The 21,946-nt window shown below is 35.8% G+C and carries 21 protein-coding genes; 4 read left to right on the forward strand and 17 right to left on the reverse strand.

Annotated elements, in window-relative coordinates; all coding sequences use genetic code 11:
• Window position 1 precedes the first annotated feature (1 nt).
• The 17 genes from yqfD to JKP73_RS12140 all read right to left on the reverse strand — a co-directional run bounded on the left by yqfD (window position 2) and on the right by JKP73_RS12140 (window position 17,150).
• A complete protein-coding gene (yqfD, locus tag JKP73_RS12060) occupies window positions 2-1,219 on the reverse strand; it encodes a sporulation protein YqfD (protein ID WP_021291080.1) in 1,218 nt (405 codons plus the stop codon).
• A gap of 10 nt (window positions 1,220-1,229) precedes the next feature.
• Window positions 1,230-1,514 carry a sporulation protein YqfC gene (gene yqfC, locus JKP73_RS12065; protein WP_021291079.1) on the reverse strand — a complete coding sequence of 95 codons (285 nt, stop codon included), beginning with the start codon at window positions 1,512-1,514 and terminating at the stop codon, window positions 1,230-1,232.
• Between the two features lie 174 nt (window positions 1,515-1,688).
• Window positions 1,689-2,198, reverse strand: coding sequence for a YqfB family membrane protein (locus JKP73_RS12070; RefSeq protein ID WP_038243729.1), 510 nt, complete (start codon window positions 2,196-2,198; stop codon window positions 1,689-1,691).
• A gap of 16 nt (window positions 2,199-2,214) precedes the next feature.
• The gene (gene floA, locus JKP73_RS12075; protein ID WP_021291077.1) at window positions 2,215-3,210 is read right to left on the reverse strand and encodes a flotillin-like protein FloA; all 996 of its coding nucleotides are present in this window, start codon (window positions 3,208-3,210) and stop codon (window positions 2,215-2,217) included.
• Window positions 3,211-3,290: 80 nt separating this feature from the next.
• Window positions 3,291-4,616 (reverse strand): NfeD family protein, encoded by a 1,326-nt coding sequence (locus tag JKP73_RS12080; protein WP_021291076.1) that lies wholly within the window; start codon window positions 4,614-4,616, stop codon window positions 3,291-3,293.
• Between the two features lie 182 nt (window positions 4,617-4,798).
• On the reverse strand, window positions 4,799-5,251 hold the full coding sequence (locus JKP73_RS12085; protein ID WP_021291075.1) for a GatB/YqeY domain-containing protein: 453 nt from the start codon (window positions 5,249-5,251) through the stop codon (window positions 4,799-4,801).
• Between the two features lie 15 nt (window positions 5,252-5,266).
• Complete coding sequence (rpsU, locus tag JKP73_RS12090) at window positions 5,267-5,443, reverse strand: 30S ribosomal protein S21 (RefSeq protein WP_019377991.1); 177 nt, start codon at window positions 5,441-5,443, stop codon at window positions 5,267-5,269.
• A gap of 133 nt (window positions 5,444-5,576) precedes the next feature.
• Window positions 5,577-6,248 carry a deoxyribose-phosphate aldolase gene (gene deoC, locus JKP73_RS12095; protein WP_200411270.1) on the reverse strand — a complete coding sequence of 224 codons (672 nt, stop codon included), beginning with the start codon at window positions 6,246-6,248 and terminating at the stop codon, window positions 5,577-5,579.
• A 122-nt stretch (window positions 6,249-6,370) separates the two neighbouring features.
• Entirely contained in the window at window positions 6,371-7,720 is a 1,350-nt protein-coding gene (gene mtaB, locus JKP73_RS12100; RefSeq protein ID WP_160807078.1) for a tRNA (N(6)-L-threonylcarbamoyladenosine(37)-C(2))-methylthiotransferase MtaB, read from the reverse strand.
• Window positions 7,720-8,478, reverse strand: coding sequence for a 16S rRNA (uracil(1498)-N(3))-methyltransferase (locus JKP73_RS12105; protein WP_160807077.1), 759 nt, complete (start codon window positions 8,476-8,478; stop codon window positions 7,720-7,722). Before JKP73_RS12105 ends, mtaB begins: the two co-directional genes overlap by 1 nt.
• A gap of 29 nt (window positions 8,479-8,507) precedes the next feature.
• Window positions 8,508-9,446: a 50S ribosomal protein L11 methyltransferase gene (prmA, locus tag JKP73_RS12110; RefSeq protein WP_021291071.1), complete on the reverse strand. Its 939-nt coding sequence runs from the start codon at window positions 9,444-9,446 to the stop codon at window positions 8,508-8,510.
• 93 nt (window positions 9,447-9,539) lie between these two features.
• Window positions 9,540-10,667 carry a molecular chaperone DnaJ gene (dnaJ, locus tag JKP73_RS12115; protein ID WP_021291070.1) on the reverse strand — a complete coding sequence of 376 codons (1,128 nt, stop codon included), beginning with the start codon at window positions 10,665-10,667 and terminating at the stop codon, window positions 9,540-9,542.
• A gap of 194 nt (window positions 10,668-10,861) precedes the next feature.
• Complete coding sequence (dnaK, locus tag JKP73_RS12120; protein ID WP_021291069.1) at window positions 10,862-12,700, reverse strand: molecular chaperone DnaK; 1,839 nt, start codon at window positions 12,698-12,700, stop codon at window positions 10,862-10,864.
• A 29-nt stretch (window positions 12,701-12,729) separates the two neighbouring features.
• Window positions 12,730-13,335 carry a nucleotide exchange factor GrpE gene (grpE, locus tag JKP73_RS12125; RefSeq protein WP_021291068.1) on the reverse strand — a complete coding sequence of 202 codons (606 nt, stop codon included), beginning with the start codon at window positions 13,333-13,335 and terminating at the stop codon, window positions 12,730-12,732.
• 101 nt (window positions 13,336-13,436) lie between these two features.
• Window positions 13,437-14,468 carry a heat-inducible transcriptional repressor HrcA gene (gene hrcA, locus JKP73_RS12130; RefSeq protein WP_021291067.1) on the reverse strand — a complete coding sequence of 344 codons (1,032 nt, stop codon included), beginning with the start codon at window positions 14,466-14,468 and terminating at the stop codon, window positions 13,437-13,439.
• A 155-nt stretch (window positions 14,469-14,623) separates the two neighbouring features.
• Window positions 14,624-15,784: a radical SAM family heme chaperone HemW gene (hemW, locus tag JKP73_RS12135; protein WP_200411271.1), complete on the reverse strand. Its 1,161-nt coding sequence runs from the start codon at window positions 15,782-15,784 to the stop codon at window positions 14,624-14,626.
• A gap of 451 nt (window positions 15,785-16,235) precedes the next feature.
• The gene (locus tag JKP73_RS12140) at window positions 16,236-17,150 is read right to left on the reverse strand and encodes a class I SAM-dependent methyltransferase (protein WP_021291065.1); all 915 of its coding nucleotides are present in this window, start codon (window positions 17,148-17,150) and stop codon (window positions 16,236-16,238) included.
• Between the two features lie 174 nt (window positions 17,151-17,324).
• Between JKP73_RS12140 and JKP73_RS12145 the strand changes: the two genes are divergently transcribed.
• From JKP73_RS12145 to JKP73_RS12160, 4 genes are all read left to right on the forward strand, one after another.
• Window positions 17,325-17,522 carry a hypothetical protein gene (locus JKP73_RS12145; RefSeq protein WP_200411272.1) on the forward strand — a complete coding sequence of 66 codons (198 nt, stop codon included), beginning with the start codon at window positions 17,325-17,327 and terminating at the stop codon, window positions 17,520-17,522.
• 282 nt (window positions 17,523-17,804) lie between these two features.
• On the forward strand, window positions 17,805-19,226 hold the full coding sequence (locus tag JKP73_RS12150; protein ID WP_160807075.1) for a spore germination protein: 1,422 nt from the start codon (window positions 17,805-17,807) through the stop codon (window positions 19,224-19,226).
• A 36-nt stretch (window positions 19,227-19,262) separates the two neighbouring features.
• Complete coding sequence (locus tag JKP73_RS12155) at window positions 19,263-20,351, forward strand: GerAB/ArcD/ProY family transporter (protein ID WP_160807074.1); 1,089 nt, start codon at window positions 19,263-19,265, stop codon at window positions 20,349-20,351.
• Window positions 20,348-21,463: a Ger(x)C family spore germination protein gene (locus JKP73_RS12160; protein WP_200411273.1), complete on the forward strand. Its 1,116-nt coding sequence runs from the start codon at window positions 20,348-20,350 to the stop codon at window positions 21,461-21,463. Before JKP73_RS12155 ends, JKP73_RS12160 begins: the two co-directional genes overlap by 4 nt.
• The last annotated feature ends 483 nt before the right edge of the window (window positions 21,464-21,946 follow it).

Genomic DNA, 21,946 nt, shown 5'->3' on the forward strand with positions numbered 1-21,946 from the left:
CTCAATCTCCTTGACGTAAAGGTTGTGTTTCAACAATATTTTCTTCTACAGTCATATATAAGTTTAGTTTAACTTTACCATTCTCTAATGATTCATGCAAAACTTTTTCAGATACAATTCGAGCCTTTGGTCCTAGCCGTAATCTCAATTCTTCTTTTGCCTGGTTTATCCCTGCTTCGACAGCTTCATTTTTTGTTCTTTTCTGTTTATCATACGTTTTTTCACTTACTAAGGTTTCAATAAGTTTAACAGGAAGTTCCCACTTAAAAAATCGAATTGGTTCTTCTGAAATTTCTCGGTGCGTATTTTCAAACTCTGTCGACCCAAATCCCCAGATAGGCACTCGGAAATCTCCAAAACCTAGATGAAATTTCTTTTCTTGATTTCCCGTCAACTGTTCCGTATTAGCTTGTAGAGGAACAGAAACTTTCACTTCATACCAAGTTGTGGCCATTATCTCTCCATCTGCTGCTACATAACCTACTTGTTTATGCTCATCATCTTCTCGTTCTGCTTCCTCATTCACACCCATATTTCCAGATACTAAAAGATCTCCCGGTTCTACATAGTCATTAACATGTACCTGAGGAACACCCTTTGTTACATACATGTTTTTGATAATCCCTTTTTTGGAGGCAATTAGATTTCTAGGACCAGGTGTTTCTTCTTCTTTTACAACAACCTTTTCAACTCCCTCTAAATAGAAGGTTGTCCCTTTTTGATCAATACCTACCCATAATAATTCAGGAACATCATCTAATAATTGTTGTTGAATTTCTTTCGGTGACTCTAAAGAAAATATCCATGTTCCAGGATGAATTCCATATTGATTTAACTGCTTATTAATTTTCTCTTCAATATCTTTAGGTACTCCCGTTATTTTAACTTCCCATAGAATATTGGATAGAAATAAAATCAGTAAAATACTTAAGAAGAATCCCAGCAATAATTCCTTTTTTCCAAGTAATTTACGTATAAAAAAAGGATAGCCTTTTCGTTGTTTAAATCTGATTTTATATTGTGTTCTTCTTCTTAATTGTTTAATTTGCTTTATATCACTTACCTTTATATTTCCCTCGCAAACATCGTTTTTGGTTTTTCTGACATCCCATACACGTATCCCATAGCTTGTACAATGCTGGAAAAACAACTCCGGTTTTTCCCCAGTAACTGCAATTGTTACATAACCAGTTAATGCTGATTCTTGGATATACTTCATGTCCTCCTCCTTATCCATCGGGTAAGAATTTTATATCGCTTATTGTTCCTTCTAGTAAGATCTCTTCAGGTAGCATCATCTTTAATACAAAGGCTGATCCTGTTACTTGGATATAACCGTTATTTGCTCTTAATTTTAATTCCGTATCCGAATATGTAACCAATCCCTTATGATTTTCAATATATACATGCAATTGGCCAATCACAGTGATTCTAGGAAGTTCAAGTACCACATCTGAAGGAAGTGCAAAATATTTTGTTAACCATGGTCGGATTCCTTGTTGCAGTTTCTTCACAAATGCAGCCCCCTCTCACATTCATATTTATGAAAGTTTGAAGGAGATAAGAACATAATCCGCTCAAAAAACACGTTCGTTTGCCAATTTCATATTCAATGATCAATTATTATGAACAAAAAAACACTCGTAAGTATAAAAACTTACGAGTGAAGAGAATTAAAAAATGACGGTTTATTTTTTCCTTTCATATATCACGTTTTGATATGGTTTCAATGCTCTTGGCTTTCCTAACACCTCAGCCATAATAACGCCATTCACTAACCCTTTCTTCGTCAAATTATTGGATACTTGTTTTTTCAACCGAATCTGTTGTTCTGTCAATTCTTTTTCAACATTTCGTGTCAGATCATTAAAAGCTGTCTCTTTGTTGTAACTCTCCGATTGATCAACTTTTCGATTAGCACCCATTTGACCAGCTAATCTTTCCATTTGCTCTTTATGCTGCTGTTCTACTGAAATCGTCGAGCTGGTTTGTGGCTGACTGGTAGTTGGGAAAGATGCGTCACGATTCGAATTATCTCTCATTGGACGAGGAGTTCGGTTTGGCCGATTTGGGCTACTTTCCTTCTCGCTATTTTTATTCCAGCCATCCCTAAGAAAACCAATGATTCCAGCAATGATTACAAAAATTATAAAGATATTACTAAAAATAGCTTCAATTAAATTCGACAAGGCATCCATCAAACCCCACCTTTATCTATTTATGATCATTTTCTTCATTATTGTCTTCAGATAATTTTCCGATAGACCCTCTCATATCTGTATCAGCATCGATATTCTTGTAATTCATATAATCCATGACACCTAGATTCCCTGACCGTAGTGCTTCTGCCAGTGCTAATGGTACATCTGCTTCTGCTTCAACAACTTTAGCACGCATTTCTTGAACACGTGCAAGCATTTCTTGTTCTTGAGCAACAGCCATTGCTCTACGTTCTTCAGCTTTTGCTTGGGCGATATTCTTATCTGCTTCTGCTTGGTCTGTTTGTAAAATTGCTCCGATGTTTTTACCGATATCCACATCTGCAATATCGATGGACAAAATCTCAAATGCAGTTCCTGCATCTAATCCGCGATTTAATACATTATGAGAGATAGAGTCTGGATTTTCTAAAACTTGCGTATGGGCTTCTGAGCTACCGATTGTACTTACAACACCTTCCCCAACTCGGGCAATTACCGTTTCTTCACCAGCACCACCGACAAGTCGGTCAATATTCGCTCTAACTGTAATCCTAGCTTTTGCTTTCACTTCTATACCGTCCATCGCTATACCAGCAATAAATGGCGTTTCGATTACTTTAGGATTTACACTCATTTGAACAGCTTCTAATACATCACGACCAGCGAGGTCGATTGCTGCACCTCGTTCAAATGGCAATTCAATATTTGCACGATGTGCTGCAATTAATGCATTGACCACCCGATCGACGTTACCACCAGCTAAATAATGGCTCTCTAGTTGATTTGTTTTCACATTCAAACCTGCTTTATGGGCTTTAATTAGCGGATTGATTACTCGATTAGGTACTACTCTTCGCAGCCGCATCCCAACCAGTTGAAAGATTCCAACTTTTACACCTGCTGCTAATGCACTAATCCATAACATAACAGGGATAAATGTAAATAAAATTGCAACAGCAATTAGTATTACCGCAATAATAATTAGCGGCATAAATTCTTGTAATTCCATGTCCATACCTCCTAGGTAAATTATATAATGTAAAAACTTTTCCCAATAGTTCCTCCTACTGGTGCTAAGTTAAACATACGTTAGATTTTTCTGACGACAATTCGTACGCCTTCTACTTTTACTACTTTGATTTGTTGACCTTCATCGATGAATCCACCTTCTGAGACCACATCTAATCGCTCCTGGTCAATCATAGCTGTTCCAGCAGGACGTAAAGGCGTAACGACGATTCCAGCTGAACCTATTAAATCTAACCGATTTTCAGCAGATACATATCCTTGTTCGGAAGTGGTTTGTTCTTTTAAGATAATATGTCGAAAAACTCCTTTATCCATTCCTATTCTTCTAAATAAGATAACCGCGATAATTAAAGTAACTAAAAAGGCAATTCCTATACTCATTGACATGTGGCCAAGATCATAGCCAGACATAAATAAGGAAACGATAATGGCTCCGATACCTAATACCCCAACAATTCCACCTGGCACAAAAAATTCAGCAATAATTAATACAACTCCTAGTATGAGTAAAACAATTGCTTCCATACCTGCTAGTCCTGCAACAATATGACCATAGAAGAAAAGGATTAACGAAATGAGCCCCATAATTCCAGGGATACCAAAGCCTGGAGAAAATACTTCGATTACTAATCCAATACTAGCAATAGATAGCAGGATTGGGATCACTACTGGATTCGTTAAAAACCTTGCAATTTCCTCTGCTAGCGTAGCTTCTTTTTCTACTACAGTAGCATTTGCAAGTCCTAACTCATTTAACAATTCAACACGATCATCTACTGTCCCTTCAGAGTACCCTACCTCTAAAGCTGATGAAGGATCTAAAGTGAGGAATTCCCCTTCGCCCGCATTTAATTCTGGTAGATCTACGCTTTTGTCAGCCATTGCAACAGCATATAACGGATCTCTTCCCTTTGATTCAGCAGCGCTTTTCATTGCGGCAATCCAAGCTGATTGCGCTTTTTGATCAGCTGCAGTTCCATCAGAATTAATCACGCCACTTGCTCCCATTGTAGCTTGTGGTTTCATATAAATCGAATCTGTGTTTAAAGCGATATATGAACCTGCTGATAATGCTTGATTTACAACAAACGATGTAGTGGGAATCTCAAGATCTTGAATAAGAGAAGCTATTTCACTAGCAGAATCTACTCTCCCACCAGGTGTATTAATCTCAAATATAATATGGTCTGCTCCTTCTTTCACTGCCTCTTCTGTTGTTCGACTCAGAAAAGCCTGGAGACCTCTCTCTACTTCCCTTTCAATCGGTATGATATAGACAGATTCACCCTGCCCATCTTTTGCACTTACTTGCATTTCCTGGTTAAATCCAAAAAGTAAAACAGCAAATAGCAAGATCACATATGTAATTAATTTCTGCCCAGGCAAATATGTTCACCCCCTTACAATAGGATTACTATTTATACGAATAAACCGTAAAATGGTTTCAATTCTTTCTCACCTAATCTTACCATAAGCCTATCTATATTGATACTAATGGCAATAACTTAAGCGTTTTCTTAGATTTTATTAAAAAGCCCCTAATCAATGTATTGATTAGGGGCTTTTAATTATTCGTTACTTAACTGTTTTTGTACAAGTTTATTAATTTGAGAACCATCTGCTTTACCTTTTACTTTAGGCATAATAGCGCTCATTACTTTTCCCATATCTTTTTTAGAAGTGGCATTGACTTCTAGAATCGTTGACTGAACAACTGCCTCAAGCTCTTCATCAGTAAGCTGTTTCGGCATATATTCTTGCAAAATATTGATTTCGTTTTCTAGTTTTTGAACAAGATCTTCGCGTTCAGCTGATTTGAATTCTTGGAGGGAATCTTTTCTTTGTTTAACTTCTCTAGACAATATTGTAATTTCTTCGTCTTCGGATAATGATTCTTTACCAAGCTTAATCGCTTCATTTTGCAACGAAGCTTTTACCATGCGAATAACACTAAGCGTATCTTTGTCTTTATTCTTCATCGCTTGTTTCATATCCTGATTCAATTTTTCAAGTAAAGTCATGCGTTTGCACCCTCTTTAGAATTTACGCTTTCTAGCAGCCTCAGATTTCTTTTTGCGACGGACACTTGGTTTTTCATAGTGTTCACGCTTGCGATATTCTTGTAATGTACCGCTTTTTGATACACTACGCTTAAAGCGACGAAGAGCATCTTCAAGAGACTCGTTTTTACGAACGCGAGTTGTATTTGACATGCTAATTTCCCTCCCTCCGAAGCACAAAACAGATTGTACTAGCATATGACATACTTTCCACATGCCTTTTTAAAGTATAATATAATCCTTTATTTTGGTCAACTGATATTTTCAAGCGTCTCTCAAGTATATATTAATAATCAGAGTCGCTTTTCACTCCTTGTAAAATGGAAACCCCAGCACTTGCACCTATACGAGTTGCTCCCGCTTCAATCATTGCTTTTGTGGTCTCAAGATCACGCACTCCTCCTGAAGCTTTCACACCCATATCAGGTCCAACTGTTTCGCGCATTAAACGAATATCTTCAACTGTAGCTCCGCCTCCAGAGAAACCGGTTGATGTTTTAACAAAATCAGCTCCTGATGCTTTAGCTAATTTACAAGCACGGATTTTCTCATCATTAGAAAGTAACGATGTTTCAATAATTACTTTGGAAAGCGCTTTGCCACTTGCAGCATCTACTACTTGTTCCATATCACTTTTTACTGCTGCATCATCTCCGGATTTCAAAGCTCCAACATTTATTACCATGTCCACTTCTGTTGCACCATCTTTAATCGCTTGTTTCGTTTCAGCTACTTTTACCTCCGTAGAAGTAGCCCCTAGTGGAAAACCAATTACTGTACATACCTTCACTGAAGTATCTTTTAATTCTTCATAGCAATATGGAACCCAGTATGGATTTACACATACAGAAGCAAACTCATGTTCTTTTGCTTCATTAACAATTTGAGTAATTTTGTCTTTTGTAGTTTCCGGTTTTAATTGTGTATGGTCAATATATTTAGCTAAATTCTCAATCATTAGTATCTTCCTTCCTACCTTTGTTGTACGTACCTCTTGTATCATAGCATGGAATGGGGAAAAAATCTATAATCTCTATTTTAATCAATAGGAAAACCCGGTCATCCATGGCCGGGTTTTGATTAATTTGCTGCTTCTGAATAGACGATATCATCAAGTACACGGACAAAAGTACCTTGATTAATAGGATAACCAGCTTTGTTTATTTTTACTCGAACTAACTTACCAATCATATCAGGATTTCCTTCAAACTCTACTTTTAAATAATTATCGGTATAACCTATTAAACGATTTGGATTCTCATCATCAGTTGAATGTTCCTCAGGAATAACCTCTAAAACTTCATGATTGTATTGAGATGCATATGCTTTGGCTAATTGATTCGATAATTCGATTAATTGATGAACCCGTTGATTTTTGACTTCATCATCAATTTGATCACTCATACGGGCTGCCGGTGTACCTGTCCGACGTGAAAATGGGAATACATGCAATTCAGAGTAACCAATTTCCTTTATATATTCATATGTTTCATTAAACTCCTCATCTGTTTCTCCAGGGAATCCAACAATAACATCCGAAGTAATTGCTAAACCAGGTAAAGCCTGTTTTAACTTCATAACTTTTTCTTTATAATAAGCAGTCGAATATTTCCTACGCATTCTTGCCAACACAGAATCAGAACCTGATTGTAAAGGAATATGCAAATGTCTTACAATCTTTTTAGACTGATCCATCACTTGGATAACTTCATCTGTAATTTGGCTCGCCTCAATAGATGAAATTCGGATACGTTTTAAACCACTTACTTTTGTCTCTAAGTCACGTAATAGCATGGCAAAATTATAATCCTTCATATCTTCGCCATAACCCGCTGTATGAATTCCGGTAAGAACAATTTCCTTATACCCAGCATCAACAAGCTTTTGAGCTTGAGCTATGACATTTTCCGACTCTCTGGAACGAAGCAATCCACGTGACCATGGGATGATGCAGAAGGTACAGAAATTATTACAGCCCTCTTGAATTTTTAGAGAGGCTCTTGTTCGATCTGTAAATTCTGGTACATCCATCTCTTCGAATACTCTGTTTTTCATAATATTTGAAACACCATTAATTGGTTCTTTTGATTTTTTATGTTCTTCGATATAACCAATCATGTTTTTTCGATCTTGTGTACCTACTACTACATCTACACCAGGAATCTCCATGATTTCACCAGGCGATGTTTGAGCATAACAGCCAGTTACACACACAATAGCATCGGGATTCTTTCGGATCGCTCTTCGTATTACTTGTCTACTCTTTTTATCCCCAGTGTTCGTAACTGTGCACGTATTAATGACATACACATCAGAATCATGATCAAAATCAACGCGTTCATAACCATGATCCATAAACATACGCCAAATACCTTCAGTCTCATAATGATTAACCTTACAGCCCAACGTGTGAAATGCTACTGTTGGCATTAATTACACCTCATTTCTTCAAAATGATACGAAATACAAGCAAGCGCATATAAGGATGCTGTCTCTGTACGTAATATTCTTGGTCCTAGACGAATTGCCTGAAAGCCATTATCTTTAAGTGATACAGCTTCTGCTTCTGTAAATCCGCCTTCTGGCCCAATACAAACGAATATACGCTGTTGTTCTCCTACCTGTTTTAAGACACTACTTAAAGAATGATATTCACTTGTTTTAGCTTCTTCTTCATATGCAAAAACTTTAAAGTCATAGCTACTGGCTAGATCAATAAGTTCTGATAATGATTGATTTGGATAAATCATTGGTACTTTGTTTCTGTGACTCTGCTCACTAGCTTCCTTTACAATTTTGCTCAATCGCTTTAATTTTTTATCCTGACGTTTTTCATCCCATTTTACAACGGAGCGACTCGCTTGAAAAGGAATAAAACTGGAAGCTCCTAGTTCCGTCCCTTTTTGGACAATCATTTCCAGTTTATCTGCTTTCGGAAGCCCTTGAGCAATTGTTACTTCAACAGGTAATTCTACATTCTGATCTAACCACTCTACAATATCAACATATACTACATTATTATCCAAAATAGTAATCTTACAAATTGCTGCATGTCCATCAGGGTGACTGCATATAATCTGATCGCCAACCTTGAAGCGCATCACACGTTTGATATGATGAACATCATCCCCAATGATTTTTATCGTTTGCTCACTCCATGTTGCAGCAGGAACAAAATATCTTTGCACTTACACCACCTACTTTTGGAAAAATAACACTACACTTTTTGGGCTACAATAGATATCCATTCTTCCATTTCATTCATTTCGACAATCTGAAACCCTTGACTCTCTAGTTCTGTTTTTACGAGTTGTTTTTTATTTTGAATTATTCCAGAAGTGATAAAGTATCCACCCGGTTTTAAGTTATTCCATGCTTCTTTCACAAAACGTACGATAATTTCAGCCAAAATATTAGATACAATAACATCCGCTTCTATATTGACGTTATCTAGTAAATTATTCTGCTTCACCTGAATCTGTTGATCAAGTTTATTTAATTTCGCATTTAAACCGGTACTCTTCACCGCCACATCATCTAAATCATATGCGTATACTTGTCTTGCACCAAGTAATGCGGAAGCAATACTAAGTACTCCTGAACCTGACCCGACATCAATTACTGTGTTGCCATCAGCCAGAAATTGTTCTAAAGCTTGAATACTCAACACCGTCGTTGGATGCGTACCGGTTCCAAATGCCATACCGGGATCCAGCTCAATAATTACTTCGTCCGTGTCTACAGGAGTATACTCTTCCCATGTTGGTATAATGGTAATATGCTTTGATATTTTAACTGGTTTATAATATTTCTTCCACGCTGTTGCCCATTCTTCCTCATGAACTTCACTTAGGGATATATGATTTCTTCCTAAATCAATATCATATAGCATGAGATTATTAATTGCTTGCTTAATCTCATCAACCGTTTCACCTAAAAAACTATTTACTGGAAGATATGCTTTAATATACACACCTTCTTCCGGATACTCATCTGGATTTAATTCAAAAACTTCCCCAAATGTTGTTGGATGCTCTCTTTCCAAGTCCATCGGGTCTTCAATTACAAGCCCACTCGCTCCTGTTTCATGGAGAATATTGGAAATAGGCTCGATTGCTTCATTCGTAGTGTGAATACAGAGTTCAGACCATTTCATTATGGATCCACCCATTTCTTCATTAATCAATTATCTTCTTACTATTGAATGTTTGTTCATTAAATTATGTAAACGGTGGGATAATCCGCACCGTTACTCGCTTTTAAATGCTTTCTTAAACCGTTCAAATAAAGAACTATCTTGTTCATCGGTAGCTTCATTCCCACCAATTTCATTAAATTCCCGTAACAATTCTTTTTGACGATCACTTAAGTTTGTTGGTGTCATTACCTTCACTTTAATATGCTGATCTCCATAACCATAGCCCCGAACATTAGGAGCACCTTTGCCTTTCATACGAAAAGTTTTACCAGTTTGTGTTCCCGCAGGTATTTTCAGTTTAACTTTCCCATGCACAGTTGGAACTTCGAGTTCATCACCAAGTGCAGCTTGCGCAAATGTTAACGGAAGCTCGCAAAAAATATGGTCACCTTCCCGTTGATAGAATTCATGAGGGTTTATTTGTACAACCACAAATAAATCTCCTGGAGGCCCTCCATTTACACCTGGTTCACCTTTTCCTGTTACACGGATTTGCTGTCCTTCGTCAATACCAGCTGGTATCGTAATATGAATCGTCCTACGCTTTTTGACTTTTCCTGATCCGCCACATGTATTACATTTCTCTGGAATGATCTTTCCTGTTCCATTACAGTGGTGACAAACCCGACGATTTACCACTTTACCAAATGGTGTATTTTGTTCCGTATTTAGTTGACCTGAACCATTACAATGGGAACATGTCTTTGTTTTTGTTCCAGGTTTTGCCCCAGAACCAGAACATGTGTCACATGTTTCCTCTTTAGGAAGGGTAATGTCCGTTTCCTTACCAAAAATCGCTTCTTCAAAATCTAACACCATTGTATACTGAAGATCAGCACCTTGCTGTGGCGCATTTGGATCGCGTCTACGTCCACCGCCCCCAAAGAACATATCAAAGATATCACCAAAACCGCCACCGAAATCTTGGGCTCCGCCAAAGCCACCGAAACCTTGGCTTTGTGCACCTGCATGACCAAACTGATCATATTGTGCCCGCTTATTTTCATCCCCTAATACTTCATAGGCTTCTTTAGCTTCTTTAAATTTATCCGCAGCGCCTTCTTCTTTATTTGAGTCTGGGTGGTACTTCTTTGCTAACTTACGATAAGCCTTTTTAATTTCGTCCTTAGATGCATTCTTTTCAACACCAAGCACCTCATAATAGTCTCGTTTACTCACTTGTCAATCACTCTCCCGATACACACTTTTGCATAGCTTCTATCTTACCACCATCTTAACCATCGTGGCAAATGATCATACAAACCAATAAACGTGTAAAAAAGTCAAAGCCAAGAGGATCCTGACTTTGACTTTTTTGTTTACAGGATAAGGAAACTAGGATTCCTTAATATGGTGATATCCTGTTATCGCGTTTATTTTTTATCTTTATCTTCTTCATCATCTACTTCTTGATAATCAGCATCAACTACATCGTCGTCATTACCTGAACCATCTTGTGATTGCTGAGCTTGTTGCTCTTGTTGCATTTGCTCATACATTTTAACAGAAAGCTGTTGTACTTGTTCTTGTAAAGCTTCTTTCTTTTCTTTTATTTGATCTAGGTCATCAGCTTCAATTGCTTTTTGTAATTCTTCTTTAGCTGCTTCTGCTTTTTGTTTTTCTTCATCTGAAACATTGTCGCCTAAATCTTTAATCGTTTTATCCGTTGTAAAGATTAATTGATCTGCTTCATTACGAAGTTCAACTTCTTCACGACGTTGCTTATCTGCTTCCGCATTTTCTTCTGCTTCTTTTACCATACGATCTACTTCATCATCAGAAAGGCCAGAAGAAGATTTAATCGTAATGGATTGTTCTTTATTTGTACCTAAATCTTTAGCACGAACATTTACAATACCGTTTGCATCAATGTCGAATGAAACTTCGATTTGTGGTACTCCTCTTGGTGCTGGCGGAATATCTGTTAGCTGGAAGCGACCTAATGTTTTATTATCGGCAGCCATTTCGCGTTCACCTTGAAGCACATGAATATCTACAGCAGTTTGGTTATCCGCAGCTGTTGAGAATACTTGTGATTCACTTGTTGGAATAGTAGTATTACGCTCAATTAATTTTGTTGTTACAGAACCCATTGTTTCAATCCCTAAAGATAATGGGGTTACGTCAAGAAGAACAACATCTTTTACATCACCTTGAAGAACGCCACCTTGAATAGCAGCTCCTAACGCAACGACTTCATCAGGGTTTACTCCCTTTGAAGGGTCTTTACCGATCATTTTTTTGATTGCTTCTTGTACTGCTGGGATACGTGTAGAACCACCAACAAGAATTACCTTATCAATATCACTAGCTGATAAATCTGCATCAGATAGAGCATTGCGGGTTGGAACCATTGTACGTTCAACTAGATCAGAAGAAAGTTCTTCAAACTTAGCACGAGTTAGGTTCATTTCTAAGTGTAATGGTCCTGCTTCACCGGCCGTAATAAATGGCAATGAAATTTGGGTTTGGGCTACACCGGAAAGATCTTTTTTCGCTTTCTCTGCAGCGTCTTTTAGGCGTTGAGCTGCCATTTTATCTTTAGAAAGGTCAATTCCATTTTCTTTTTTAAACTCTTGTACCATATGATCAATAATAACATCATCAAAGTCATCTCCACCAAGACGATTATCTCCAGCGGTAGAAACTACTTCAAATGTACCGTCACCGATATCTAAAATAGAAACATCAAATGTACCTCCACCTAAGTCGTAAACCAAGATCGTTTGGTCTTCATCTTCTTTATCAATGCCATATGCAAGTGCAGCAGCAGTTGGCTCATTAATAATACGTTCTACTTCTAAACCGGCAATCTTACCAGCATCTTTTGTTGCTTGACGCTCCGCATCGTTAAAGTACGCAGGAACAGTAATAACAGCTTTGCTTACTGGTTCACCAATATAGTCCTCTGCATATGATTTAATATGCTGTAAGATAATCGCAGAAACTTCTTGTGGAGTAAATTCTTTATCTTCTATCTTCACCTTATAATCGGTACCCATATGACGTTTGATTGATTGAATCGTGTCTGGGTTTGTAATTGCTTGTCGTTTTGCTACTTCACCAACTTGACGCTCACCGTTTTTAAATGCAACTACAGATGGGGTTGTACGATTTCCTTCTGGGTTAGGAATTACTACAGATTCTCCACCTTCCATTACAGCCACACAGGAATTTGTTGTACCTAAGTCAATACCAATAATTTTACTCATCATTATTTCCTCCTTAACTACCAAACCAATTATTTATTTACTTTAACCATTGCTGGTCGGATAACACGGTCTTTTAGCTTATACCCTTTTTGCAATTCTTCTACGATTGTATTTGAGGATTTTTCTTCATCTTCCACTTGCATCACTGCATGATGTAGATTAGGATCAAATTCTTCACCTACTGTGTCGATCTCCTCAACTCCTTGTGAAACAATGGCTTCCTTCACTTGGTTATATACCATCGTAATGCCATCAATTAAACCTGCATTTTCATCTGTTTTTTCAACCTGCAATGCTCTTTCAAAGTTATCTAAGGCAGGTAATAATTCTTGAATCAAGTCTTGAGATTTATATTTACGGTCCGCTTCTTTTTCTTTCAACGTCCGCTTCTTATAATTATCAAACTCCGCTTGAATTCGAAGGACACGCTGTTGCAGTTCATCTTTTTCCTTTTGTAAAGCATCTACTTTTGATTGCAATTCTGAGACTTGTTCATTCTTGTCAGCCGTATCGTTCCCTTCATTGGAATCGATAATTTCAATAGTTTCATCGGCTTCTGCTTCCTTCACTGTTTGACCATCCGCTTTTTCCTCTTCTTGCGTAGCGGATGTTGAATGCTTATCCTGTTCTTCCACGTCTGACACCTCCATTTTAAAATAACCATCATTCACTATAACATGTCATGCTGTCGAAAGAAACAATACGAATTACAGCAAGACGGTATAAAACCAATTATTTATCCATTGTTTTTATACCACATATATAATGCATCTGTCATTTCATGAGAAAGAATATTTAATAACGAAATTACTCTCCGATATTCCATCCTTGTTGGTCCTAGTAAAGCGATCGTTCCCATTTGACCTTCTCCAAGATGATAAGCAGCAGTAATTAAACTAAAGTCTTTAATCGCATCCACATCATTTTCTTGTCCAATGGAAACCTTAATTCCGCCATTTGATTGCTTTAATAGATGTGCTATTTTATCCTCATTTTCAATCATTGAATAAAAGGATCTTATTTTATCAACATCATTAAATTCTGGCTGCATGAGCATGTTTGCTTTTCCGCCAATATATAATTTGACAGGATGCTCATGAAAAAGCACTTCATTCAAATATTGATAGGATTTTCCTATGTCAGAAACATACTGATTTAACATCGATACAATCTCCGTATTAAACTTATCCGCTAATTGAATAATCGGTACTCCTGACAATTGGTTGTTAAGAATGTTAACCAACTTTTCTAAATCAGAAGGGTTAATCTCAGTCGGAATAGTAAAGGATCGATGTTCAACATGACCAGTATTTGTAACGAGAATAGCTACCGCAGTATTTGAAGATAATGTTATAATTTGCAATTGTTTCAGCTTTGTCTCAAAAATTTCAGGACCAAGAATGATCGATGTATAATTCGTTAATTGTGATAATACTTCCGCCGACATTTGAACAATTTGTTCAAACTCAAAGAAGCCGTCATTAACAATATGCTTAATGACATCTCCATCTTCATGTAAAATACTAGGTGAAATCAAATGATCCACATAATATCTATATCCCTTTTCTGAAGGAACACGACCTGAAGATGAATGTGTTTTCTCAAGAAATCCCATATCCTCTAGGTCAGCCATTTCATTTCTAATCGTGGCAGCACTATAAGGAATATCGTCTTTTTTTGATATAGCACGTGAGCCAACAGGGTGCGCCGACTCGATGAAATCATCAATAATGACCTGTAAAATCAATAACTGCCTTTCTGTTAACATGATGATCACCTCTGTTAGCACTCATCCCTCTCGAGTGCTAATGCTATTATTAAAGTACCAAATCCACTTTTTTTTGTCAATGAAATGAATTCTACATTTATACTCACACGAGAGCATAATAAAATAGCCTGTAAAGGACAGACTATTATTATTTCTTAATTCATATCCGCAACTTCTTCCTCCAGCAAGAATCTCTCAAATACTTCATTCGCAAGCAACTTGCCATCCTCAGTTAGTTGAAGGTTATCGCCAGCTTCTTTTAACCAATCTTTTCGTTTGAGCTCATTAATGGACGATGCATATAATCTACTAGGAGGAAAACCAAACTTACTCGTAAATGCTCGCTTACTGACCCCTTGCATTTTACGTAAACCTAAAAACATTTCTTCTTCTATTTGTTCCTTTTCACTTATAGGATCAACATGTAATACAGGCTTCCCATCAGCTATTGCTTTTTTTATATATGCGGGTAAAGGCCTAATATTACCATATCTTTCACCTGGTATATATCCATAAGCTCCAGCTCCGAAACCATAATAGAATTTATTATCCCAATACGTAAGGTTATGCTTGCTTTCAAATCCTGGTTTTGCAAAATTACTTATTTCATATTGATTTAATCCATGTTTTTTTGTCGTATCCTTTAATATTTGATACATCTCTACCTCTTCATCTTGCGCAGGTCGATGAAGCTTTCCTTTTTTATGTCGTTGATAGAACACCGTTTTGGGTTCTATTTGCAAAGCATATGTTGACAAATGCGGAAGTCCAAGTGCCATCGCTTGATTAAGTGATGCTTCAAAATGTTTAATGGTTTGCTTTGGTAACGCATAGATTAAATCTGTACTAATATTTGTGATTCCATTGTTTTGCAATAACTCAATAGTCTGATACACATCTTTCACTTTATGCAGTCTACCTAACTCTTGTAACATTTGATCGTCAAAAACTTGGACGCCTAGCGACACTCGATTCACACCGTAAGATTTTAATAATTTCACTTTATCTTCGGTAAAATCCCCCGGATTTGCTTCAATCGAAAATTCCCCACAACGGGATATGTCAAATTTTTGTTTGATAAACGAAAGCAAAGCATCTAACTGGCTTACCGTTAGTGCGGTTGGGGTTCCTCCGCCAATAAATATCGTTTTTACATCGTTTCCATTCTCCGTTACATAAGCATTGATCTCGTGTTTCAATGCCTCAATATAATCATCAGCAAGTTTCTCGTTATAAAAAAACTTTGTAAAATCACAGTAGTGACAAATTTGCTGACAAAATGGGATATGAATATATACAGATTGAATTGCATTCATATTATTGCTCCTTCCAAACATGGAAAAAGGGAAACTGCTATATTTTCTATTAAACAGCTCTCCCCTTCTTTTTCAGATAATAATCATTCATTTTTAATCATGCCATAAAGATTTCTTATTTCAAAGGTATATTCTTGTGTATTTTATTATAACAAGTTGCAATTATCAAGTATGGTTACACCAACGTTTTAAAAGTGTTTAATTAGTGAATCGAATTTAAATGTATCTTGCTTTAATTATATTACCACCTATTTGAGGTCGGCAGGGTAGAATCATATTAGTTTTGAATTTTACTGTCCTTATAAATACCTTTTAAATTTATTCTTCCTTATTATAAAACAAAATCGAGATTGTGGAGTACTTATGAATAAATAAAATATATAAACCTTATAAAAACTTACCTCCCAATCTTAAAGAAGATTAGGAAGTAAGTTTTTATTAACCTAAACTATTACTTTTTTACAGCATGGATGTAATGAATCGTTTCGAAAGCAGACAAATAGTCAGTACGATTATGAAAGAATCGATGATTAATCGTAACAGGCGATAAATGTTCATAAATGAGTAAACCTGCGTCTGCTAACACTTCCTCTATTTCCTCATACGTAAAACACGATTTCATTGGCTCACCACTAGCCGAAGCCATTTGAATCATATTTTGAACTCGATTAGACATTCCTTTTTCTTTAAAAAGTTTATCATCTCCATAATCAAAAACTAGAGAGCTTCCTGATGGAACTTTGGTAAATAATTTATTTATCAAGTTGGCATTTTCCTCTTGTGTTAAATAATAAGAAACTCCTAAAAGACTAAAGAAAGTTTTTTGGTTATCAAACCCTTCATCTATTAGATTTTGATAGGAAAACTTTTGGGTGAAGTCCATAGGAACAAAATGAAGATTACTAGGGATGTTGAAATTAGCTTGATCCAGCTTTTTCTTTTTAAATGCCTGTGTAGCTGGATAATCAATTTCAAATATTTCTAAGCTGTTTTTCAATTCTGGGTGACGGAAACAAATAGTATCTAACCCAGCACCAAGTATGACATATTGTTTTAATCCTAACCTGACTTCATTAAGTAATACATTTTCACAATATGCCGCTCGTGCCAATGGCGTTGGAGAAAGTTGAACCTGAGTAATCCATTTTAATATTTCATCTGTATTACCTTCGAACTTTTGCGCTATTTCTTTATTGAAGAACTGTATGCCTTGGACCATATTGTCTTTGATGTCGTTACATTCTTTTTGCGAAAATAAATCTTTAGCTAAATAATCATCAAAAATCTTAGGTGTATCGAATTGACTATGGTAAGCTCGACCAAAAGCTGCTACTAATGAAGTTAAGCTCGACTCATCTTTTTTCATTCAACAACACTCCTTCATTTAGAGCAATAAAAATAGGATTCACCTGGCCAGGAGAATCCTATTATATAACGTATTATTAAGAAAGTAAATTATAGCATAAATAAATTATTTTGTCAAGTACTTTAAGATGACAGAAATTAAATAATAGAAAAAGCAAGTGGATAAGGAGGATTTATGGAAAAAGAGTACATTGGTAAATGTGATTTATGCTGCGACAGAATTTACTTCAGAAGTGGTCTTTTATATGGAATTATTGAAAGTAACCATGTGCTGATTTGCTTTTCCTGCCAAGAGAAAAACGATGTCAAAGGAAGTGAACACTGTGTTATTTCACTAGGTTGTACTTTAAAAAGAACAAGAAGCACCCATTAAAGATATTCGGAAAAGATTAGATCCTAGCAGAATTCCTTACTCTTGTTCATCTTAACAATAATTGCTTTCTTTCTGAGCTAAGCTATTTGGCAAAGTTTAAGTTTCTTAAATTTGATTTAAATCCTTTACTCATTATTGGGACGGGATTGTAGAACAACGGTAAAAATTCCTCCCAACAATATCAATTTATCTAAATTGTAACACACCGTATCCCCCTTCGTATATTAAAGCTATTTTTGTACAAACTGACAAATAAATGTATTTATATTAAAGGAGCCTATTATGCCCTCAAAACGCCCTAGTTCTACTTATGACATAAATATTAAAGTAGACCTGATTAAAAAAGCAATGTTCCAGTCAGATGATATTAAGACAAGAACACTATACATTCAAGAAATGCAATGCATTTGTATATATCTAGATTCAATGGTAGATAAAAGTTCTTTTGAAAAAAATGTGTTTGATCCGATTCTTCATTTTTTCAACTCAGAACATCTTAAAAAAATACATAAAAGTGATATTTTTCATAGGATTTCCTCCATTATTCAATCTGCAGAAATTAAAACCGAACAGAAAACACAAGATATTGTCCAATCCTTACGACATGGCAATCTCATTCTGCTAATACCAGGAGAAAAGAAAGCGATCATCATACCAGTACCAAATACACAAAATCGTACGATAGCGGAGCCGGAGAATGAAAAAATAATAAAAGGATCACGTGATGGTTTTACCGAAGATCTCAATACCAATGTTTTTCTGCTTCAAAAAAGAAATAAACACGAGAACCTAGTAACCAAAAATTTCACAGTGGGGAGGAAGGCGCAAACCGAAGCAAGGTTATTGTATATTGAAGACTTAGTCGACCATGAGGTATTGAAAGAAATCGTAAGTAGGCTACGTAATATTAAAGCGAACAAAATACAATCTTCCGGTGAGCTAGAAGAGCAGATCGAGGATAACAGCTATACGGTTTTTCCACAAGTTTTATCTACTGAAAGACCTGACAGAGCTCAGGCTTATTTATCAGAGGGGAAAATAGTATTAATTCTAGATGAAAATCCACAAGTGCTGGTATTACCTGTCACCTTTTTCAGCTTTTATCAATCACCAGATGACTATAATAACCGTTGGTTTGTAGGTACTTTTTTTCGTATTATCCGCTTAGTAAGTTTCATCATTGCCATCATTTTACCTTCGCTCTATATTTCTGTTGTATCCTTTCACACTGAAATATTGCCACTCGGTTTACTATATGCACTGAGAGTACAAACCGAGTTTGTTCCTTTAACACCTTTTTTTGAAGCTATTACTATGCAGGTTGTTTTGGAGTTATTAAAAGAAGCATCGATTCGACTTCCGTCACCTATCGCACAAACAATTGGAGTTGTAGGAGGATTAGTTATCGGAACAGCAGTTGTAGAAGCCGGTCTAGTTTCCAATGTAATGATTGTAGTTATCGCATTAACTGCCATAGCTTCTTTCGTTGCTCCCGTTAATCAAATGGGGACTGGAGTTAGATTACTCGCTTTTCCATTTATGATTTTATCCAATACATTTGGGTTTTTAGGACTAACTGCATCGTTCACGCTCCTAATCATACATTTATGTAAACTAAAATCTTTTGACAGACCTTATTTCTATCCATTATCTCCACTTGATATTAATGGTATCAAAGATTCATTTGTGAGATCCAAAAAATAAATCTAATAAATGTCACTTTATAGAAAGGGAATTTAAATGAGTGCAGCGGAACCTATTACAAAATCACAATTATTCTTATTACTTATTCAAGTTCAAATTGGTTTTGGTATCCTTTATCTACCAAATACCTTACAGCAAACCGCAAAATCAGATGGATGGATATCCATTATTCTAGCTGGATGCACTGTACAATTAGTAATTGTGTTGTATTGGTTGTTATTAAGACGTTTCCCTTCTTTATCATATTTTGAATTAACTAAAAAAATTCTCGGTGCACACTTGGGATACATTTTTAATGTAATCATATATATATACCTCATACTGACTTCAACCTATATTTTAATTGCATCGAGTAAATTAGTTAAAAATGTATTACTAACATTTTCGCCTCACTGGGCAATTGGCTTTCTACTGTTAGCAGTATGTATTTATTTGTGCAGCAGCAACCTGCAAATTATTGTAAGGGTATTTACTATATTATCTGTATCCATTATGTTTGTCATCTTGCTATCGTTTCTATCTTTTTCATTACCAATAGAAGTAATGAATTTAACACCAGTTGGGAGTTCCGGCATGTCGAATATAATAAAAGGGCTTAAAGAATCTCTTCTTGCATTATATGGTTTTGAAATCATTTTATTTCTTTATTCAAGTGCAAGACACAAAGGGAAAACATTTTTAAAAGTTATTACATTTTCTAATATTTTTGTAGTAGCGATAACTGTATATCTAACCGTAATTGCTTTCGTCATATTAAACCCAGCAATGATTAATCAATTAAAACTTCCGATCGTATATATGTTTAGGCCCTTACACTTTACTATGATCGATCGAATTGACCTTATCTTTTTACCTTTATGGAGCATTCCTGTTGTAATGTCGATTGTAGTGTATATCTATTTTGCAAGTCATTGGAAAACCACCGCTCCTAAGAAGAATAACTACTTTGTGTATATCAATGGCGCGATCGTTTATGTTCTTTTTCTATTAGCTAGTAAATCGGACCAATCTTTTGAATTATATGCTAAGTATCTTAACTCAATCAGTTATGTTGTTATATTTATGATTCCATTCATTCTATTACTATTCTCCTACATATTGAAAAAAAAGGAGCATCCATCATGAAAAAATTCACTATAGTTGTCTCTTGCATTTTCATTCTACTATCGATGACCGGGTGCTGGGATCAGACCAATTTAAACAAAAAAAGAATTATTAATGGAATCAGCTTTGATATCGATGAACAAAATCCTGAAAACATTCAAGGGGCTGTCCGGGAATTGAACCTTCGCGGCAGTGGTGGTGGGCAATTTGATTTGTCTGATGAAATAATTGAGGCTGATGGAGTAAGTGTTTCTAAAATCAATAACGAATTAGTAAATAAAATTTCTGGAGATATGGATATCAGTAAGGCTTTTTTGGTATTAGTTGGAGAAGATCTTGCAAAACAAGAAAGTATATCCTCTTTATTTGAACCCATTGTTAGGTCCAAACAAGGGTATTTAACATCTAAAGTTGCTATTACTAAGGGGAAGGCAAGCGAAATTTTGTCACTCCAAATAAGTAAAAGTCCTATTGCTTTTTATATATTAAACTTATTTGAAAATGCGGAAAAAGAAACGCATATACCTAAAGCTAATACCTTTACACTTTGGAGTGAAGTAGTAGATAAAGAAAAAGATGCAATGATCCCTTATATTCAAAAATCTGACTTAAATCGTGTAGAGTTATTAGGTACAGCACTATTTAAAAATGATTATTATACTGGCGAGGTATTATCAATAGACCAAACCTCTCTTGCATTATTTATGCAAGGTAAAATCGAGAAGCCTCCCGTAATGAAAATCACTAACGACAATGAAAAAACAGATGAATTTAGTGTTTTCGTAGAAAAGGTTAAGCAGAAGTCAGATTTAACTGTTGATAAATCATCTGGGAAGGTGCAGTTAACGATTAAAGTGGATTTATACGGTAGACTCCAAAGTCTGGCAGGCTCACCAAAGAAAGTGACCAATCAAGAATTAGATAAAAAAGCATCAACATTCTTAACTGAAAATGCAAAGGAAGTGACAGAAATTATAAAGGAAGCACAAAGCGATATATTAGCGATCCAAAAACAACTAAACTCAAAGTACCCAGATTTTCTTAAAAATCACGAATGGGAAAAAGTGTATAAGGAAATCGAGATTACACCTGATGTTAATATGCATATTCAGAGTTCATCAAATTTAAAATGATGGTTCACCGTACATTTCTCACTGATGGAACACCCTATTTAAACGTCGCGCTGAACACCCGCTCTACAATTTGTTTTTTAAGAGCATCCTGAATCCACAGCCACAGTTATTTGACTGACTTTTTTTATCCCATTAAAAACATCCAGAAAGAGGTCCTAGCAGCTTCCTTACTCTTGATACCTACCTACATCTAAAAAAAACATGCGTAATCAAACAGTGGACATCTTCAAAAGGATGGTGAGTGAAAATAAATAGCTCTGCCACCCAATATTTAATTACGGTGGCAGAGCATCTATTATTTGGTATCAATGTCTGTAAGCGCTGATTTAATCATCATTCATTTCTAATACTGCCATAAAGGCTTCTTATTTCAAAGATATATTCTTGTGTATTTTATTATAACGAGTTGTATTTATCAAGTAACGTTACACCAGCGTTTTATAAGTGTTTAATTATTTAATCATATTTAAATGTATCTTGCTT

The sequence above is a fragment of the Virgibacillus salexigens genome (assembly GCF_014905415.1).
GTDB classification, from domain to species: Bacteria; Bacillota; Bacilli; order Bacillales; family Amphibacillaceae; genus Virgibacillus; species Virgibacillus salexigens.

Bases quoted from the DNA above. Each gene is read 5' to 3' on its own strand.
- yqfD (WP_021291080.1), bottom strand. From the start codon at position 1,219: ATGAAGTATATCCAAGAATCAGCATTAACTGGTTATGTAACAATTGCA.
- JKP73_RS12070 (WP_038243729.1), bottom strand. From the start codon at position 2,198: ATGGATGCCTTGTCGAATTTAATTGAAGCTATTTTTAGTAATATCTTT.
- floA (WP_021291077.1), bottom strand. From the start codon at position 3,210: ATGGAATTACAAGAATTTATGCCGCTAATTATTATTGCGGTAATACTA.
- JKP73_RS12085 (WP_021291075.1), bottom strand. From the start codon at position 5,251: ATGACTTTACTTGAAAAATTGAATCAGGATATGAAACAAGCGATGAAG.
- rpsU (WP_019377991.1), bottom strand. From the start codon at position 5,443: ATGTCAAATACAACTCGCGTTCGTAAAAACGAGTCTCTTGAAGATGCT.
- deoC (WP_200411270.1), bottom strand. From the start codon at position 6,248: ATGATTGAGAATTTAGCTAAATATATTGACCATACACAATTAAAACCG.
- mtaB (WP_160807078.1), bottom strand. From the start codon at position 7,720: ATGCCAACAGTAGCATTTCACACGTTGGGCTGTAAGGTTAATCATTAT.
- prmA (WP_021291071.1), bottom strand. From the start codon at position 9,446: ATGAAATGGTCTGAACTCTGTATTCACACTACGAATGAAGCAATCGAG.
- dnaK (WP_021291069.1), bottom strand. From the start codon at position 12,700: ATGAGTAAAATTATTGGTATTGACTTAGGTACAACAAATTCCTGTGTG.
- hrcA (WP_021291067.1), bottom strand. From the start codon at position 14,468: ATGTTAACAGAAAGGCAGTTATTGATTTTACAGGTCATTATTGATGAT.
- hemW (WP_200411271.1), bottom strand. From the start codon at position 15,784: ATGAATGCAATTCAATCTGTATATATTCATATCCCATTTTGTCAGCAA.
- JKP73_RS12140 (WP_021291065.1), bottom strand. From the start codon at position 17,150: ATGAAAAAAGATGAGTCGAGCTTAACTTCATTAGTAGCAGCTTTTGGT.
- JKP73_RS12145 (WP_200411272.1), top strand. From the start codon at position 17,325: ATGGAAAAAGAGTACATTGGTAAATGTGATTTATGCTGCGACAGAATT.
- JKP73_RS12150 (WP_160807075.1), top strand. From the start codon at position 17,805: ATGCCCTCAAAACGCCCTAGTTCTACTTATGACATAAATATTAAAGTA.
- JKP73_RS12155 (WP_160807074.1), top strand. From the start codon at position 19,263: ATGAGTGCAGCGGAACCTATTACAAAATCACAATTATTCTTATTACTT.
- JKP73_RS12160 (WP_200411273.1), top strand. From the start codon at position 20,348: ATGAAAAAATTCACTATAGTTGTCTCTTGCATTTTCATTCTACTATCG.